This window comes from uncultured Gardnerella sp. (genome assembly GCF_947280595.1).
Classification (GTDB): Bacteria; Actinomycetota; Actinomycetes; order Actinomycetales; family Bifidobacteriaceae; genus Bifidobacterium; species Bifidobacterium vaginale_A.
Map to the genome: position 1 here is coordinate 29,264 of NZ_CAMYOS010000010.1, position 17,334 is coordinate 46,597.

Sequence of the window (17,334 nt, forward strand, 5' to 3'; positions counted from 1 at the left end):
CAATATAATTTGCGTCAACAAATACAAAATATGCGAGATTCATAGCCAACTTATAATGTTGACTACAAACCTCGCATTTAATTAAAAATAACGAAGCTGTTGAATTAGCTCAACGAAGCGTTATATTTCTGTACCATAAGAGTACGGCGCGAAAGATCAAGATTACCAAGCACCATACGACGAAGTGCATCGGGAGCGTCATTATGAGCTTCAAGCCATTTAGCTCCACCGTCAACCAAATCCTCAACTGGTGCATACACAGGATACAAACCTTCAATTAAGGCTTCTGCCATATGGAATGTGCGATTCTTCCAGATCCAATCAATATCAGCAAAATATCGCTCAACATATGGCTTAGCGAGATCTCCCTTAGCTGTAGAGTAAAAACCTGCAGCAACAGCACCCATCTGCATATTAGTCAAGTCAAGATTACGCAAAGCCTGTTCCCACGCCCAATCCTTAGCTTCTGCAGTTGCGCGAGATGCACGAGCCTGATAAGCATGCTCACGATTTTCAGTAGTATCTCTCTTTTGAAGTTCAGCATCAATATCAGCTTCACTCAAATCATTCACTCCTGCGAGCGCAATCAAAATACTCCAACGCAAGTCGTTATCAATATCTAAGCCTTCTAATTTCACAGAGCTGTCAAGCAATCCACGAGCTACACGAATAAATTCTGAGTCGCCGACTTCTCCATATCCAAGATAAGCTTTAACTAATTGGAACTGCTCATCAGAACCAGCATTAGCAGCCAAAGCGAGTTGCCAAAGTTCATGAGCAACATGCTTTGCCACTTCTGCTTGACGACTAGGGACAACATAGTGGCTTGCTGTGATTTTCACTTGTCCAAGCGCATAACGGAAAGTAGTAGATTCTCGTTCAGTAGCCAAAGCTTTAAGGCTAAGTTCCACAAAGCGTTCTGCCGGGAATTGCGCATCACGAGTCATATCCCACAAAGACAGCCAAATAATAGAGCGCGTCAAAGAATCCTTAAAGCGATAAAGATTTTCGGCAGCAAACTCAAGCGACTTATCGTCAAAACGAAGCTTAGTGTATGTTAAATCATCATCATTAACCAAAATTAACGCCGGTCTGCGCAAGCCACGCGCCTCTTCAACCTGCGTTAGCTCACCATCAACATCAAGCTCAATTCGCTTAGTACGCTTGATTTCTCCAGTAGTTTCATCAACATCATAGAAACCAACTGCTAAACGATGCGCTCTAAGAACAGGATGCTCTTTACTAGCACTTTGACGCAAACGCAAAGCAGAAATAGTTCCATCACTAGACTCTTCAACTTCTGTAGAAATCGTGTTAATTCCAGCCTTTTCAAGCCACTTAGCACTCCAAGACTTTAAATCACGACCGCTTGTAAGTTCCAATTCATGCAATAAATCAGCTAAAGTAGCATTGCTATAAGCGTGCTTACTTAAGTAGTTGTGAATTCCTTCAAAGAACTTTTCGCGACCAACATACGCAACTAGCTGCTTTAAAACAGAAGCTCCCTTTGCGTAAGTGATTCCATCGAAGTTTACGGAAGTGTCATTCAAATCGTTGATTGGAGCAACAATCGGATGTGTGGTTGGTAGCTGATCTTGATTTAACGCCCAGCTCTTTTCCCCAGAATTGAACGTGCTCCAAGCGTCATGCCATTGCGTTGCTTCAGCAGTAGCAAGAGTAGAAGTGAATTCTGCGAAGGATTCATTAAGCCACAAATCATTCCACCACTTCATAGTTACATAATCGCCAAACCACATATGAGCAAGCTCATGCAAAACTGTCACAACACGGCGCTCAGCATAAGCGTCTGTAACTTTTGATTCAAAAACGTATTGATCACGAATTGTAACCATGCCAATATTTTCCATTGCACCAGCGTTATACTCTGGCACATAAATCTGATCGTACTTTGCGTACGGATATGGCACTCCCCAAGTCTTTGTATAAAAAGCAAATCCCTTTTTCGTAATATCAAATAGATAGTCAACATCTTTTGCAAAAGCATCTTTAAGAGCTTGACGGCAATACATTGCCATCGGAACTACGCGACCATCTTCATTATTGTATTCTGTATGCCACTGAGCATAAGGTCCTGCACAAACAGCCGTAAGATAAGAGCTCATCTTTGGAGTTGACTCAAACTCCCATCGTTTCATACCTTCAACAACGCCGTTTTCCAAAGTGCCAGACTCAGTTTGACTGTTTTGCAACTTTTCAGAACTTTTAACCGGCATATTTGAAGTCACAATCCAGCTTTCTGGAGCATCTACAGTAAAATCAAAAACTGCCTTCAAATCTGGCTGATCAAATACAGCATAAACTCTGCGAGCGTCAGGAACTTCAAACTGCGTGTAAAGATATACATTCCCATCAGACGGATCAACACTACGATGCAAGCCTTCACCAGTGTTGGAATATTGGCAATTTGCAACAACTTCTACAACGTTATGCTCATCTAAATCCGAAAGTTCAATACGACTATTTGCAAAAACTTTAGAAACATCAAGAGACGCTCCGTTTAGCACAACTGATTCAACACTATTAGCAATCAAATCTAGAAAACTACTAGAACCAGCTTTAGCATCGAATGTAATTTTTGTACGCGATGTAAAATCACGAGCACCTTTACCTAAATCAAGCAATACATCGTAATGAATTGGCATATGAACCGCATCAAAACGTTCTTCTGCTTCGACACGAGTCAGATTTGCTCCTGGCATATAATGTTTCCTTCCTTATTATTTTTTAACAAATTTTCTAATAATTACTTATTATTTTTATCTTTGTAAATTCTTTTAATAATATTTTTACGCTACTATCGCAAACTATACAAACTATCAATGATCAGAACGATTAAAACCATTCTTCATCTTCATACTAGTTATGTAAAGCACATTATCAAGCAAAGAATCAGTTTCAGTCTTAACTCTTATAGACATGCAATTATTTATAGCAGCAAGAGCGCGGCGAACTTTTTCATTACGCGTGGAAGCAAGAATAGCATCCGTATCTCTGACTAAATCTCCATAATCTTCGTCACCTTCGCGTTCAGGCACAAAATCATTCAAGTTGATTTCTTCCAATTCCGCAACGCTTTCATCTGCAGTCTTAATCATTTGATGACCTAAAGAACCGATAAGTTCTTGATACCTCTCAATTGCGTTAGCGGTATCATTAAATGCTGCATCAGCAAGAGCTGCGATGATACGATTTTCCCAATAGAAGTTTTCACTTGTCACTCGAGTAGTAGTATCTTCAAAATATTGCGGAATTTCGTTTACATTAGGGTAAACCGGCACTAACGCATTAAAAGGATTAGAACCATAAGCAATCCACTGAATCGCACGGAAGGATTCTGGACGATACGGTCTTATTTGTATTACAGAAAGCTCACTTTGACGGTTGATTCCAATTGGTCTAAACAAGTGACGAGTGTGCTCATCGCCAATCTTCCCATAAGGATCATATTCTGTTCCTTGATAGTGCGAGCTAAGAACATACTTAATGTCTTCAACTGTCACTTTGCGTTCAGGCTGACGCGCCCAAGGAATATCGTTACTATCCGGACGATGATCAGCATCTTTGCCATCCCACACTTCATCATAAGGATTCAAGAAACGCTCCATATACCAAGCGCGAGGTGTGTTATAAACATGATCTGCATCTGAATGAGATCCAAACGCATCACGCGGATTAAATAGCGATGTTGATTCAACAGACAAATCCAAATGATTTTCTTCAATAAACTCAAGCAAATCTTCAGAACACATATGTTCTTCTTGTGCATTAAATGCATCATCTAAATCAAACTCGTCAATACCAAGCTGATTTGGCATAACAACATAAGATTCGTCCGGAACGCGCTTAGCAATCCAATGATGACCGCCAACAGTTTCAAGCCACCAAATCTCGTTTACATCAGAAAATGCAACACCATTCATTTCATAAGTGCCGTATTTTTCAAGCAATGAACCTAAACGCAATACACCTTCGCGAGCGCTACGAATATAAGGCAAAACAAGAGTCAAAAAGTCTTCTTCGCCAATTCCACCTGGAGTTTCTGGTATGTAGCCTAAAACACCATCTTCAGGGTCACCTTGAGATTTTTGAAACTCTACAAGCGGATCAGCTCCAAGAACTCTTTCGTTAGAAGTAATCGTTTCAGTAGCACTCATTGCCACATTCGCCTCATTTACTCCAGCTTCTCCCCAAATTCCTTCACTTAAGTCAGCATTTGGAACGCAAGTATATTGCAACGGTTCATCAGGCAACTCAACAGTCACATGGCTAAGAACAGACTTGTAAACTCGTGGGCATTGCTCAGGTTTTACTACTACAAGTCGCTTCGGATTAAATTCACCATTTGCAGAGTCCTCATTACGAGCAATAAGAGTAGAGCCATCGTAACTAGCACCGCGCCCTACGAGAATTGTTGTACATGCCATAGCATCCCCCATTTGATATTGTTTATTTACTGTTTATTTACTATTTTATTTACTATTACTGATTGATTCTAACGCTTAGACGCAATTTATTAGATTAGTAACAAAATAAAATGTGAAATGATTTACGTAATAATCTAGAAAACGAAAGCGATGTAATTTAAAACTAACTTAGAAAATAATCCCTAAATTAAATTTCTAAATTAAATCCCTAATTTAAATCCCTAATTTAAATCCTTAATTTAAATCCTTAAATATTAGACATTTACGAAAAACTTTATGCTCTACCTGTAATGTACATACCTCCAGCATCTACAGGAGAATTATTGCATCGCAAATCTCTCATCAATTCATTCATATAAAAACCTTGCTTAAGATCCTCAAATGGCTTTTCAGTGCCAAATACTTCAAGCATATACTCGTGATCCTTGTCTGGAGGTTGCGGACCGTTGTAACGCATAGTAATAGACGCATCTTTGCATCCAATAAATCTACTTGCTTGCGAATTGACACCTTGCACAGCTTCAGGAATCATAGAAGTCATTTTACGAGAAAAATCTTCAGGAATTTGCAAAGCATGAGAATCATTAAAATCAAACATTAACGCTTCTGAAGGCACATTTGCTACAGTCCAATGAATCCAAGAAAAACCACACACAGGTATAGCATCATCATCCACAAATCGCCAATGCAAATAATGCACGAAAGAAGGCAATCTATCTATATAAAACGGAAACGACACTACTGGAACACCATTAATCTTATTCTGCTCCGGCGCAGCTTTAGAAAAATCGTCCGGTACAACTACAAAATCTGTTGAAATATCCATAACTCAAGTATCCAATACATCAATGACGAAGTGAGTTAAATACAGATTATGTACTAGCAATGTATGGAAGTAATACAGAAAAGTAATACAGAAAAGTAATACATGTATGTGATGTATGGGAAAACTTCGCGAACACAATAGGCTTGAGAAAACTTAACTCAATGTTTATTAACAATTATCTAGTACAACTTCTTAATCGTTAAATAAGCGAGCAAAGTAGAGCTTCACAATCAAGCACAGTATTCCCATTGCAAGCTAAACGCCTACGCGCATCAGCGATTGCATCAATCCTAAAAAGCACATCTTTAAGAGAAAATCGTTTAGCTAAATTCTCAATATTATATTTATATTGCTGATTTATAAGCTGAGCTGTGCTTTGAGCATTATTAAGAATCACTAATACATCTCTATACAAAGTATCAATCGCATCCAAAGACCTGTTTATTGAATCACGAGTTTTACGAGTAACTTTACGCTTGATTTCATCTTTTTTACTTAAAGCTGCGTACGCGCTACGAAGTTTCGTAGGTATGCGATCTTCATCAGAAAGACCGTTAATGCGTCTAAACTCTTTTTGCTGATTTTCAACTTCTTTTTGAACTTCATCTTCAGCTTGAGATTTAGCGTCATCAATAATATTTCCAGCTAAAACTATCGCATCACAAGCACTACTCATACGAAGAATTCCAGCAATTAACTCATCTCTACTAGTTCTAACGCTCTCATTTGACGCATATAACAATGCTTCGTCAATATTGCCTTGTGAAATTCGTGCAGCAATCTTCGCAATATTAGGATCTACTTTCGTTTGCTCTATTACATAACGAGAAACAGATTCTTCATCTGGCATAGAAAGATTCACAACTTGCATACGGGAACGTATAGTTGGCAAAACATCATGCTCGCTAGAAGCACAAACAATCCACATAGTATTCTTACTAGGCTCTTCAATCTCTTTTAAGAGCACATTCGTTGTGCGATCTAACATTCTGCTAATATCTTCAACAATTATGATTCGCCATGGAGAAACACTTGGCATTTGAGAAGATAGCGCAACAATATCTCGAACTTCATCAATAGTGATTGTTACTTTATCGCACGTGACTACATTCACATCTGGATGCAAGTCAGCTAAAACTTCGCAAGACACTTTTGATAATGTGTTTCCTTCTCCTAAATCTTCACTTTCTAAAGCTGCAGCAAAAGCTCTAGCAACTTTATCTCGTCCACTTCCAGAAGGACCACAAATAAGCCAACATTGAGATATGGAATTCTTATCTGACGATACAACTTTTTTTAACATGTCAACAACATGTTTCTGACCGATTACACAATCCCAAACGCTCATATTTAAAATCCTTGATTTTTCAACGATTTTTCTTTTATTAAAGAGTCAATATCTTTAGAAATTATCGTACTCAAACATTCTGCAGAAAGCTTTGCATCAAGTACAAAATAGCGTTTACTATCTTCATTTGCTAAATCAATAAAAGCTCCACGAGTACGGCGAGCGAAATCAAGACCAGCAGATTCCATGCGATCTGTTTTGCCATGTAATCTTTCGAATGCATCTTCAGCATCCATATCTAGCAAATATGTACGATCCGGCAACAAAGATGAAGTAGCCCATTTGCTTAAATCACGTATATCTTTCATAGTTAATTCACGTCCGCCAGATTGATACGCAAGCGAGGAATCAATATAACGATCTGTGATTACAATAGCTCCACGCTTCAAAGCTGGAACAATGACTTGAGAAACATGTTGAGCACGATCTGCAGCAAAAAGTAACGCTTCGCAACGAGCAGATATATTACTTCCATGCAATAATATTTCGCGCAATTCTTTACCTAAAGAAGTCCCACCAGGCTCACGAGTAACTACAACTTCAAAGCCGATAGATTGTAGATAATTACGCAATAATACAACTTGAGTAGATTTGCCAACACCATCAATGCCTTCAAATGATATAAATAAGCCTTTAGAGCTTTCTTCATTCACATTACACGCACAATTCACATCGCACGCACAATTCACATCGCACGCACAATTCACATCGCAAGAGCACCCGCTTGAAAAATCACTGCTTTTAGATGTCATACGCTTCCCTACTTAGCTCATGTTTAACGCAATCGACTACTTAAATAATAATTATTTTAGTAGAAGTTACTTTTTCACAGTAGATTTTACAGAAGATTTAGATGCTGCTTTCTTAGCTGTAGTCTTCTTAGCAGAAGTCTTAGATGCCGATTTTGCTGATGCCGATTTTGCTGACGCTGATTTTGAAGACGCACGCTTCTTACGTTTTACAGGACCAGCAGCACGCTTCTTAGCTAATAAATCAAACGCTTCGCTTGGGTCAATCGAATCTGGAGTATATTGTTTTGGCAAAGTACGATTTGTTTCACCATCAGTAATATAAGCACCATAGAATCCATCTTTAATAACTATTGGCTTGCCAGTTTCAGGATCATTGCCAAGCTCACGAAGTGGAGGCTTAGCAGCACCACGAGTGCGCTTACCATACTTCGGTTGCGCAAAAATCTCTTTAGCTTCTTCTAAAGTCACAGTGAAAATAGCTTCTTCACTACTAAGCGAACGAGTATCCGGCTTAGAAACTTCAGAATCACCATTAGAAACATAAGTCTTAGTTAGATATGGACCATATCTACCATTATTTGCTTCAATACGTACTTCCTGTGATTTACCGTTTTCATCGCTTTCTTGCATGTTTCCAACTAATCGCGGCAAATTCAATAATTGCAAAGCTTCTTGCAAAGTCACAGTTTCAGGATGCATATTTTTGAATAAAGATGCCATTTTTGGACGCACTTCAGACTTAGAAGAATCTTCAGAATTAGATCCGTCAGAATCTTCGCTCTGAACTAAAGCAATATAAGGTCCAAAACGACCATTCCTCACTTCAACAGTTCCACCAGTTTCAGGATCTACACCTAAAACGCGCGCACCAGCAGAATTATTTTCAAGTAAATCACGAGCAACTTCAACACTTAATTCATCTGGCGCTAAAGTTTCAGGCAATGACGCATGACGAGGATTACCTTCAGAATCTAAATGCTTTGAATCTTCCAAATACGGGCCATATCTACCAACTCGTACGCTTAATCCATCGCCTATATCAATCGTATTTATTTCGCGAGCATCAATTTCACCAAGTTCAGCAACTTGCTGCTGTAAACCAACATGCGCTTGAAGAGAAGATTGCGCAGATTCAGAACCAGAACCAAAATAGAATCTTGTAAGCCAGTCACGTCCAGACTCTTCACCGTGAGCAATTCGATCTAAGCCATTTTCCATATCTGCAGTGAAAGCATAATCCACATATTTAGGGAAATTCGCTTCCAACAACTTAATTACAGCGAAAGCAAGCCAAGAAGGTATAAGAGCGCGCCCACGTTCATAAACGTATCCACGATCAATAATCGTAGAAATAATAGTCGCATAAGTAGAAGGACGACCGATTTCTTTAGCTTCCAACGTCTTAACCAAAGACGCTTCAGTATAACGAGCAGGAGGTTGTGTTTCATGCGATTTTGCTTCTACTTGCACAGGAGAAAGCACATCTCCAGCATTCATCGGTGGCAAAGCAGAAGAGAGTGCAGAAGAATCTGCAGAAGAAACATTCTGATTACCAAAAACTTTCATAAAACCAGCAAAAGTCACAACAGTACCCGATGCCTGGAAAGTAGCTTCTCCCAAATCTGAAGCAGCTGCTTTCAAAGTAACTGTAGCAGTAAAACCAGTAGCATCCGCCATTTGGGAAGCTATAGTACGCTGCCAAATCAATGTATAAAGCTTCAATTGATCTGCAGGCAAAGAGGAAGACAACTCTTCTGGAGAACGGAAACGCGCTCCTGCAGGACGAATACATTCATGAGCTTCCTGAGCACCTGCAGTCTTAGTTGTATATTGCTTTGGAGCGTCAGAAACGTATTCATCGCCATAATGTTCACGCGCGGCATTTCTAGCTGCAGCAATAGCTTCTTGCGAAAGAGTTACAGAATCTGTACGCATATAAGTAATATAACCGTTTTCATACAAAGCTTGAGCAACACGCATAGTTTGACGAGAACTCATAGAAAGCCTATTTCCAGCTGTTTGTTGCAAAGTAGAAGTAGTAAACGGAGGCATAGGACGTCTACGATAAGGCTTTGTGTCCATATTTTCTACAACAAAATCAGACTGTTCCAAAGCTTTCGCAATAGCTTTTGCATGAGATTCATCAATAAGAATCACTTCTGACAGAGTTTTAGAATCATTTGAATTCAGCGATAGATTATTAGAAGAATCGACTGAATCGACTGAATTACTAGAGTCAGAAGAATCGACTGAATCAGAAGAATTACGTGAAGGGACTAACTCACCTCTATCGTTAAAATCTCTAGATGATGCAACACGATGATTATTAAATTCAGTCAAATGAGCTTCACAATTAAGATTTTCTTGATCACCACTATCAAAATCAGCACAATTAGAACAAGAAAGAACGGCAGAAATATCCCAATACGTAGCTTTCTTGAAAGCCATACGTTCGCGCTCTCGTTCAACAATCAATCTAGTAGCAACAGACTGAACTCGTCCTGCAGAAAGACCAGGTCCAACTTTTCGCCACAAAACAGGAGAAAGCTCATAACCGTACAAACGATCTAGCACACGGCGTGTTTCTTGAGCATCAACCATGTGATCGTCAACATCACGAGTATTAGTAAGAGATGCACGAATAGCATCCTTAGTAATCTCATGGAAAACCATACGCTTTACTGGCACTTTTGGCTTTAACGCTTCAACCAAATGCCAAGCGATAGCCTCGCCTTCACGATCCTCATCAGTTGCTAAGAAAAGTTCATTTGCATTAGATAGTGCGCGCTTCAAATCAGCAACTGTTTTCTTTTTATCTGCTCCAACAACATAATATGGAGCAAAACCATGATTTACGTCAACACCAAATTTTCCGAAATCAGCTTTACTAGCCGAAGGAACCTGGCTCGGCTGCGCCAAATCACGAATATGACCAACCGATGCCATAACAGTATATCCATCACCCAGAAAACCGCCAATTTTCCGAGCTTTGGTTGGAGACTCCACAATGACAAGCTTCTGTTCTTTTGCCATATTCGTCCCTTTCTTCACATCGAATCTTACATTACGCTTATTTAATCATTACGCAAGCAAATCTCACAACACTTTAAGTGTTATCAATTACAACGCTAATTTCACAACACTGTTATTCAAAAGTTGCTAATCAATCACACTCACGTAAAATATTTGCTCACATATAATTGCTACTTATACCTCTATTTATACAACTATGCACGCGACTTTTACATAATTTTTATGTAATATCCTAGATTTTTAGCTTTTCCTACATTCATACACCTTCAAAAGTAATAAACGCATGAAAATCATAACTTATATTCAAAACGCTATAACGATATCACCTAGTGGCTAACTGTAGAAGAAATATAAGCTTCACGCCAATATTTGTGAAAGCTTATCTTTTGCAGATTGCTCTTCTAATTTATCTTTAGATAATGCAGACGGCGGAGTCGGAGGAGCGCCGACTAAACCTAACTTACTTAAAGGAGATGCGCTAGATTGACGCAAAACCATTATTACACCAAACACTAGTAACGATATGCCAGCAGTTGCGCAATAGACTGATAAATACGACACTTTTTCAGCCCAGCGTGCAGATAGTTCTACTCCAGGCAAAATTTGCCAGACGAGATACATAGAATAAACACAAGCAAACGCACCAAATGTAATCATAGAAGTGCCAATAATTTGTATGCTTACTGAAGATTTACGCGATTCAGGAATATCCATACCAGATTTTCTAGATAAAGACAAAATGAATGATGAAATAGCTCCAACAATCAACAGTGACATAATAACATCTGTAGGCCTATGCCACCTTCCAGCCATAAGAGAATAAGAAACTAAACAAGTAAATATCGCTGAAACTAATGCAACCCATGCGCGAAGTTTTCTCGTAACGCAACACGCCAATATAGCACAAGCAGATGCGACTAACAGAGTATGACCCGAAGGAGCTGAATTTCTTGCCAAGCTTTCTATATTCACAAGCATTTGGCGAGGCAATACTTTTTTAAGCGGCTCAAATGCAAGAGATAACAACACTATTGCCACACACTGGAAAATAAGCAACCAACGTTTACGAATAAAAGCGATTACAAGAGCGCATGCCATAATTAGAACGCTTATTGAAATTATTACTATGGATTTTCGCAAAGGCTTAAGCAATAATTCTAGCCATATTGGCAATGCTCTAGTTCCAAAACCGTCTATAACTATTTCTTCATAACTTTGACCTAACGGAGTTCTAACAGCAAGAAACCACAAAGTGAAAGCAACAATAAGCATAAGCACTCCGCATACAACACACCACACGCGTGTAGATATGCGAGGACTAGAAAGAAGTGGGTCTATTGGAGAAAAATCTGAATTATTAAAAGAACTTGAATCTAAATCTGCAGACTCTAAAACTAAATTTTTAGAATTGTTAGAATCTTGAGTAGAAGATTTAGAAGAAGATTTAGAAGAAGATTTAAGACTTAAAGAATTATCTTCATTTTCAGAAAATTGCGCGCTCGAAGTTCCATCGCTATTAAATACACTAGTTGTTGATTCATTATTTTTAAGCGCATTTACTTGAGCACTATTATCGTCAAAGTCTACAGATTCATCTGTAATCTCTACGCTATCTTTTGAATAATCAGTAGCGTGTTCATTAGGAAGCTCTGGCAACGGCTCAATATCTTCCAAGCCTTGCAATCCTCTAGATGAATTCTTTAATTCCTCACTCATACTTTAGACTTTACGACAGCGTCACGCCAAAAGAGTTTTACAAAAGAAATACCCCCGCGCACCCATCAGAGGCCACTTACCCTTGCTGCATTCCTGCCCTGGGGGGATTGGGTGACTTAATGCCACACGGAGGCTTTATCTATATTACACTATTTTCATTACTTGTCGAGTAAATTACAATTTTTAGGCGCGCCACACGCTTTTACCATGCTCTTTTGCAGATTCTAAATCAGAATCAAGCTGAGATTCATTTTCTTCAACTTCGCCTTTAATATAAAGCTCAACTAATTCACGAGCCTCACTATCTTCATGTTGTACAGCTGGAGATTTCATGAAATATGAGCTTGGAGCGAGAATAGGACCAGAAAGCTTACGATCTAAAGCAATCTTAGCAGCACGAACAGCATCAATCACAATGCCTGCAGAATTAGGAGAATCCCAAACTTCAAGCTTATATTCCAAATTCAATGGAACATCACCAAAAGTAGTTCCTTCTAAACGAACAAAAGCAAATTTGCGATCGTCCAGCCAAGCAACGTAATCAGAAGGACCAATATGAACGTTATGATCATCCATTTCATGAGGAACAATTGAAGTCACAGCACGCGTTTTAGAAATCTTCTTAGATTCCAATCTAGATCGCTGAAGCATGTTCATAAAGTCCATGTTTCCGCCAACATTCAATTGATAAGTGCGATCTAACCTCACACCTCGATCCTCAAACAATCTTGCCATTACACGATGAGTAATAGTCGCTCCAACCTGACTTTTAATATCATCGCCAATAATAGGAACACCAGCATCACGGAATTTTTGTGCCCAAACAGGATCAGAAGCAATAAACACTGGCAAACAATTCACAAAAGCACATCCTGCTTCCATAGCAGCAGTTGCATAAGCTTTATCTGCCTGCTCAGATCCAACAGGCAAATACGAAACTAATACATCAACATGCTTATCTCGTAAAACTTGAGCCACATCTACTGGATCAGCTTCTGATTCATCAATCATTTGACGATAATAATCGCCTAAACCATCATATGTAGGGCCTCTTAAAACTTCCACTCCAAGATTTGGAACTTGAGCAAAACGAATCGTATTATTTTTGGAAGCTCCAATTGCTTCACTTAAATCACGACCAACTTTTAATGCGTCAACATCAAATGCTGTAACAAACTCAATATCTCTTACACGATACGAACCAAAAACAGCATGCATCAATCCTGGAATTTTATCTCCATCATCGGCATTTCGATAGTATTCCACACCTTGAACCAACGATGAAGCGCAATTGCCCACGCCGGCAATGGCAACGCGGATACTCATATAAACTCCTTGCCTGCAAAAATCAATGACTATGCTCTATGTAGCACTAACATATTCATAATACTATCCACTGAGTTATATAGTTAGTTTCTTTTGATATTTTCCATATAATTTATAAATTTAACTTAAAATAGCACAAATTAGCACAAAAAATTACATAAAACTTATAAATTCAATACCTAGCATTAACTTTGATTTCATGACTATGCGTAACAATGAGCAAGACTCAAAAAGTAACTCAAGTGTACGTAATATAAGAAATAGCAAAGAATCTTCCAAATTACACGAACATAGCAATAAAGATTTAGCAAAAAAGAACGCAAAATCAAAATCAAGCAAAACTACAAGCAAAAATACAAACACGCGCACAAACAAAACAACAAGCACAAGAGCAAACACTAGATTTGCAACAAAATCTAGATCCAATACAAATGCTGGAGCTAAAAATCGAAATCAAAACCGTAAACAGCACAAAAAACATCCAATAATATTATGGATGATTATCTTATTTACTCTGTTTATAGCAATAGGATTATTACTTTTTGCATACTTGTATTACACAACAGAAATTCCACAACCATATAAAATCGCAATGGCAGATAAAACGAAAGTTTTTTATTCAGATGGAAAAACTGAAATAGGGTCTTTTGCTGAGCAAAATCGAGAGATAATCAATTGCTCAATACTACCAAAATACGTTGGTAACGCCATAGTAGCATCAGAAAATCGATCGTTTTATAGAGATAACGGCATTGATTTTAAAGGGATTGGACGAGCTTTAATACATAACGTTACTAAACGCAAACGCTGGGGAGGCTCAACAATTACACAACAATACGCCGAACGCTACTATTTAGGCGAAACAAAAACTTACATAGGCAAATTACACGAAGCAATTTTAGCTTTGAAAATTTCACAAACTCAAGATAAAAGCACAGTTTTATGCAACTATATGAACACTATTTACCTTGGAAGAGGAGCATACGGTATTCAAGCTGCATCAAAAGCATATTTCGGAGTAGACGCGAAAGATTTAACACTAGCACAATCCGCGCTTTTAGCAGGCATAATACCAGCTCCAAGTAGTTGGGATCCTGCAGTCGGAAACGAAGAAGCACGATCGCGATTTAATCGAGTTCTAAAAATTATGGAGAAAGACGGTTACATAACTTCTAAAGAACGAGAAAAAACAAAATTCCCTAAAACGTTAAATCAAAAATCTCAAAATATTTACGCTGGACCTAACGGATACATTTTGCATATGGTTCGAGAAGAACTTACTAAAAGTAAAGCTTTCAGCAAAGAAGATTTAGATACAGGCGGATATCGAATTATAACTACTATAGATAAGAACAAACAAAATCTTATGTTTAAAGTTGCAAGCCCTTCTCAAACCATGAGAAAAATCTTGCCACAAGGTATTCAAGTTGGCTCTATATCAATTAACCCGAAAAATGGTTCGATAATTTCAATATACGCAGGCGACGATTATGTTAAAAAACCTTTGAATAACGTCACGCAAGCACTATATGAACCCGGATCCACTATGAAACCTTTCGCTCTTATGGGCGCAATACAAGCTGGAATGAATCTAAATACTTTATTTAATGGTGATTCGCCTATAAAATTCGATGGAATCAAAGATCCTGTTAAAAACTTTTCAAATATTAGCTATGGAAACATAGATATGTATCAAGCTACAGCTAAATCTGTGAACACTCCTTACATGGCTTTACAGCAAAAACTTGGAAGACGCGTAATTGCTCAAACTGCAGTTGCAGCAGGATTAAGCCCTAAAAGAGTTACAGGAGAAAATCCTTTTACTGTTCTCGGCAATGATAATGTTCACGTAAGTGAAATTGCGCAAGCATATTCTACTTTTGCAAATAAAGGTAATAGACCTGATTTACATATTGTTTCAAGAGTTAAAAATTCAGAAAATCGAGATGTTTATTCAACTCCAATAACATTAAAACAAGTTTTTTCACCTAATAACGCTGCACTAGCATCAAAAGCAATGTTAGGTACAGTAGATCATGGCACAGCTACTGAAGTTAAAAAACTTGGAAGAGCAATGGCTGGAAAATCTGGAACAGCAAATGATCAAACTGCTGTAAGTTTTATAGGTTTTGCACCAAATGTAGTAACTGTATTTGCTTTATGGTATCCGGATTGCAATGGTAACCCTCAAGTTATTCCGACTTTCCGTGGAGGATTTGGATTAAGCGGAAGTTCATTCCCAGTCCACTTATTTACTCTTTATATGAGAAACGCTCTGAAAGATGTTCCAGTAGAAGATTTTCCAGACGCAAAAGATAATGGGAAGATTGGTGGGCCAGATGGCACTTGGGGATTAGGTAGCCAAATTACAGAATCTGCAGATGACAATACAAACAGCAGCGATTCTAAAAACAGTAAAGATAATAGCGATTCTAAAGACAATAAAGGCGATAGCGGCACTAAGGATTCTAAAGATACCAAAGATTCTAAGGATTCTAAAGATACTAAAGACAACAACTAATCTCAATACTCAGTAAAACACTACTAAACTCTAGCGAAACAGCGCTATTCGCCCAAAGCTTTAGCAACAATATCCTCAAAAGTATGCCAATTTATATTTTCATATCCGTGTAACTCAGCAAATTGAGGACCATTACTAACATCAAGATTAGAAAAAGCAGTTTGAGCTAAAGTAGTTGCACCAGAAGACGATGCAGAAGCAAGGCCTGCAAAAGAATCTTCAATAGCAATACAACAAGCCATTTCACGACTTACTTCTTCTTCAGAAAGCATGCCATCAGCGTTAATTCCAACTAATTTTCCAGCTGCAATATACGGTTCTGGGCTAGGCTTAGTCGCGTAACCATCATCTCCGCAAATATATCCCACAAAAGCACCGCTCGGCGCATGTTTAACTATATTTTCCACTAATCTACGAGGAGAATTACTTACAAGTATCGAAGGAATACCAGCTTTAGCTAAATCACCTAGTACATCCATAACACCTGGAACCCACGGAACATTCTTTTCTTCACATTTAGCAACATAATCGACCATTCCATTGCCAATTTCTTCTACCGACAATTGCGTTCCAAGCTCGATCATCGCTTTCGCAACAGCTTCTAGAGAGCCTCCTGAATATTGCCACGCAAGCTCTTCGCTCCATTGACCTCCGTGATTTTTAGCAAGACAAATTTCTGCTTCATGCCAATATGGCTCAGAGTCAATAAGCGTGCCATCCATATCCCAAAAAACGGCTTTAAGTAATCGCCGCTCAGATGACGCTCTCCAGGATCTCCACAACACAATTGATTTATCTTCACTATTTGAAGAATCAGAATCACTATTTGAGAAAGACTTAGATGAAGGCAAAGCACGGCGCTCACAATGAATGTCGTATCTCCAATTACGAGCGTTTCTAGAACGCAACACTTCAACGATATCACCCTGAGCATTCGCAGCAAAAATATTACGTTCAGACGATTCAGCTCTTTGCTCAATATGCCTTAATTGCCTTTTAAGTTGGCGATTTTCTTCTTGCAAAGAAAGAATCTGTATAACACCAGCTAAATTAATACCATCATTTTGGCTTAAACGTTGTGTTTGAATAAGGCGATTGATATCTCGCAAAGAATACCGTCTAGCTCCACCCTCTGTACGCTGAGGAACGATTAAATTCAATCGATCATATTGTCTCAACGTTTGAGGATGAGTTTTCGTAATACTAGCAACATAGCTCACCATAAAAATAGGCATATCTATGTTGAATCCAACTTCATCCGCACCATCAAGTGTTGCTCTGCCACGAACTAATGCAACAGCGCACATCTCATATAAGACTTTAGTGTCTCGACTAACTCGCATTATAATTCGCCTTTCTTGAGTGTG

Annotated in this window: 10 protein-coding genes, 1 other RNA gene and 1 pseudogene; 1 reads left to right on the forward strand and 11 read right to left on the reverse strand. The window is 38.5% G+C overall.

The window, feature by feature from the left end; translation table 11 throughout:
- Window positions 1-104: 104 nt before the first annotated feature.
- From pepN to Q0X59_RS04350, 9 genes are all read right to left on the reverse strand, one after another.
- Window positions 105-2,720, reverse strand: a complete 2,616-nt coding sequence (gene pepN, locus Q0X59_RS04310) for an aminopeptidase N (RefSeq protein ID WP_297643396.1) — start codon at window positions 2,718-2,720, stop codon at window positions 105-107.
- Window positions 2,721-2,837: 117 nt separating this feature from the next.
- Window positions 2,838-4,445, reverse strand: coding sequence for a C69 family dipeptidase (locus tag Q0X59_RS04315; RefSeq protein WP_075522971.1), 1,608 nt, complete (start codon window positions 4,443-4,445; stop codon window positions 2,838-2,840).
- A 274-nt stretch (window positions 4,446-4,719) separates the two neighbouring features.
- Complete coding sequence (locus tag Q0X59_RS04320) at window positions 4,720-5,271, reverse strand: YbhB/YbcL family Raf kinase inhibitor-like protein (protein WP_075522972.1); 552 nt, start codon at window positions 5,269-5,271, stop codon at window positions 4,720-4,722.
- Window positions 5,272-5,470: 199 nt separating this feature from the next.
- Window positions 5,471-6,619, reverse strand: coding sequence for a DNA polymerase III subunit delta' (locus Q0X59_RS04325; RefSeq protein WP_297643400.1), 1,149 nt, complete (start codon window positions 6,617-6,619; stop codon window positions 5,471-5,473).
- 2 nt (window positions 6,620-6,621) lie between these two features.
- A complete protein-coding gene (gene tmk, locus Q0X59_RS04330) occupies window positions 6,622-7,371 on the reverse strand; it encodes a dTMP kinase (RefSeq protein WP_297643402.1) in 750 nt (249 codons plus the stop codon).
- 66 nt (window positions 7,372-7,437) lie between these two features.
- Window positions 7,438-10,404: a type I DNA topoisomerase gene (gene topA / locus Q0X59_RS04335; protein WP_297643404.1), complete on the reverse strand. Its 2,967-nt coding sequence runs from the start codon at window positions 10,402-10,404 to the stop codon at window positions 7,438-7,440.
- A 357-nt stretch (window positions 10,405-10,761) separates the two neighbouring features.
- Complete coding sequence (locus Q0X59_RS04340) at window positions 10,762-12,120, reverse strand: phosphatase PAP2 family protein (RefSeq protein WP_082266191.1); 1,359 nt, start codon at window positions 12,118-12,120, stop codon at window positions 10,762-10,764.
- A gap of 42 nt (window positions 12,121-12,162) precedes the next feature.
- Window positions 12,163-12,259, reverse strand: an RNA gene (ffs, locus tag Q0X59_RS04345) — signal recognition particle sRNA small type.
- 44 nt (window positions 12,260-12,303) lie between these two features.
- The gene (locus tag Q0X59_RS04350) at window positions 12,304-13,446 is read right to left on the reverse strand and encodes an inositol-3-phosphate synthase (protein ID WP_075522976.1); all 1,143 of its coding nucleotides are present in this window, start codon (window positions 13,444-13,446) and stop codon (window positions 12,304-12,306) included.
- A 496-nt stretch (window positions 13,447-13,942) separates the two neighbouring features.
- Here Q0X59_RS04350 and Q0X59_RS04355 point away from each other — a divergent pair, with 496 nt between their 5' ends.
- Window positions 13,943-15,967 (forward strand): transglycosylase domain-containing protein, encoded by a 2,025-nt coding sequence (locus tag Q0X59_RS04355; protein ID WP_297643417.1) that lies wholly within the window; start codon window positions 13,943-13,945, stop codon window positions 15,965-15,967.
- A 44-nt stretch (window positions 15,968-16,011) separates the two neighbouring features.
- Here the strand turns inward: Q0X59_RS04355 and Q0X59_RS04360 are convergent, their stop codons facing one another.
- A complete protein-coding gene (locus Q0X59_RS04360; RefSeq protein ID WP_255408285.1) occupies window positions 16,012-16,755 on the reverse strand; it encodes an HAD family phosphatase in 744 nt (247 codons plus the stop codon).
- Window positions 16,732-17,313, reverse strand: a pseudogene (locus Q0X59_RS04365) (MerR family transcriptional regulator); the annotation flags it as partial. The gene Q0X59_RS04360 and the pseudogene Q0X59_RS04365, both read right to left, overlap by 24 nt.
- Window positions 17,314-17,334: the final 21 nt, after the last annotated feature.

Coding starts and splice junctions, on each gene's coding strand:
- pepN (WP_297643396.1), bottom strand. CDS start 2,720: ATGCCAGGAGCAAATCTGACTCGTGTCGAAGCAGAAGAACGTTTTGAT.
- Q0X59_RS04315 (WP_075522971.1), bottom strand. CDS start 4,445: ATGGCATGTACAACAATTCTCGTAGGGCGCGGTGCTAGTTACGATGGC.
- Q0X59_RS04320 (WP_075522972.1), bottom strand. CDS start 5,271: ATGGATATTTCAACAGATTTTGTAGTTGTACCGGACGATTTTTCTAAA.
- Q0X59_RS04325 (WP_297643400.1), bottom strand. CDS start 6,619: ATGAGCGTTTGGGATTGTGTAATCGGTCAGAAACATGTTGTTGACATG.
- tmk (WP_297643402.1), bottom strand. CDS start 7,371: ATGACATCTAAAAGCAGTGATTTTTCAAGCGGGTGCTCTTGCGATGTG.
- topA (WP_297643404.1), bottom strand. CDS start 10,404: ATGGCAAAAGAACAGAAGCTTGTCATTGTGGAGTCTCCAACCAAAGCT.
- Q0X59_RS04340 (WP_082266191.1), bottom strand. CDS start 12,120: ATGAGTGAGGAATTAAAGAATTCATCTAGAGGATTGCAAGGCTTGGAA.
- Q0X59_RS04350 (WP_075522976.1), bottom strand. CDS start 13,446: ATGAGTATCCGCGTTGCCATTGCCGGCGTGGGCAATTGCGCTTCATCG.
- Q0X59_RS04355 (WP_297643417.1), top strand. CDS start 13,943: ATGATTATCTTATTTACTCTGTTTATAGCAATAGGATTATTACTTTTT.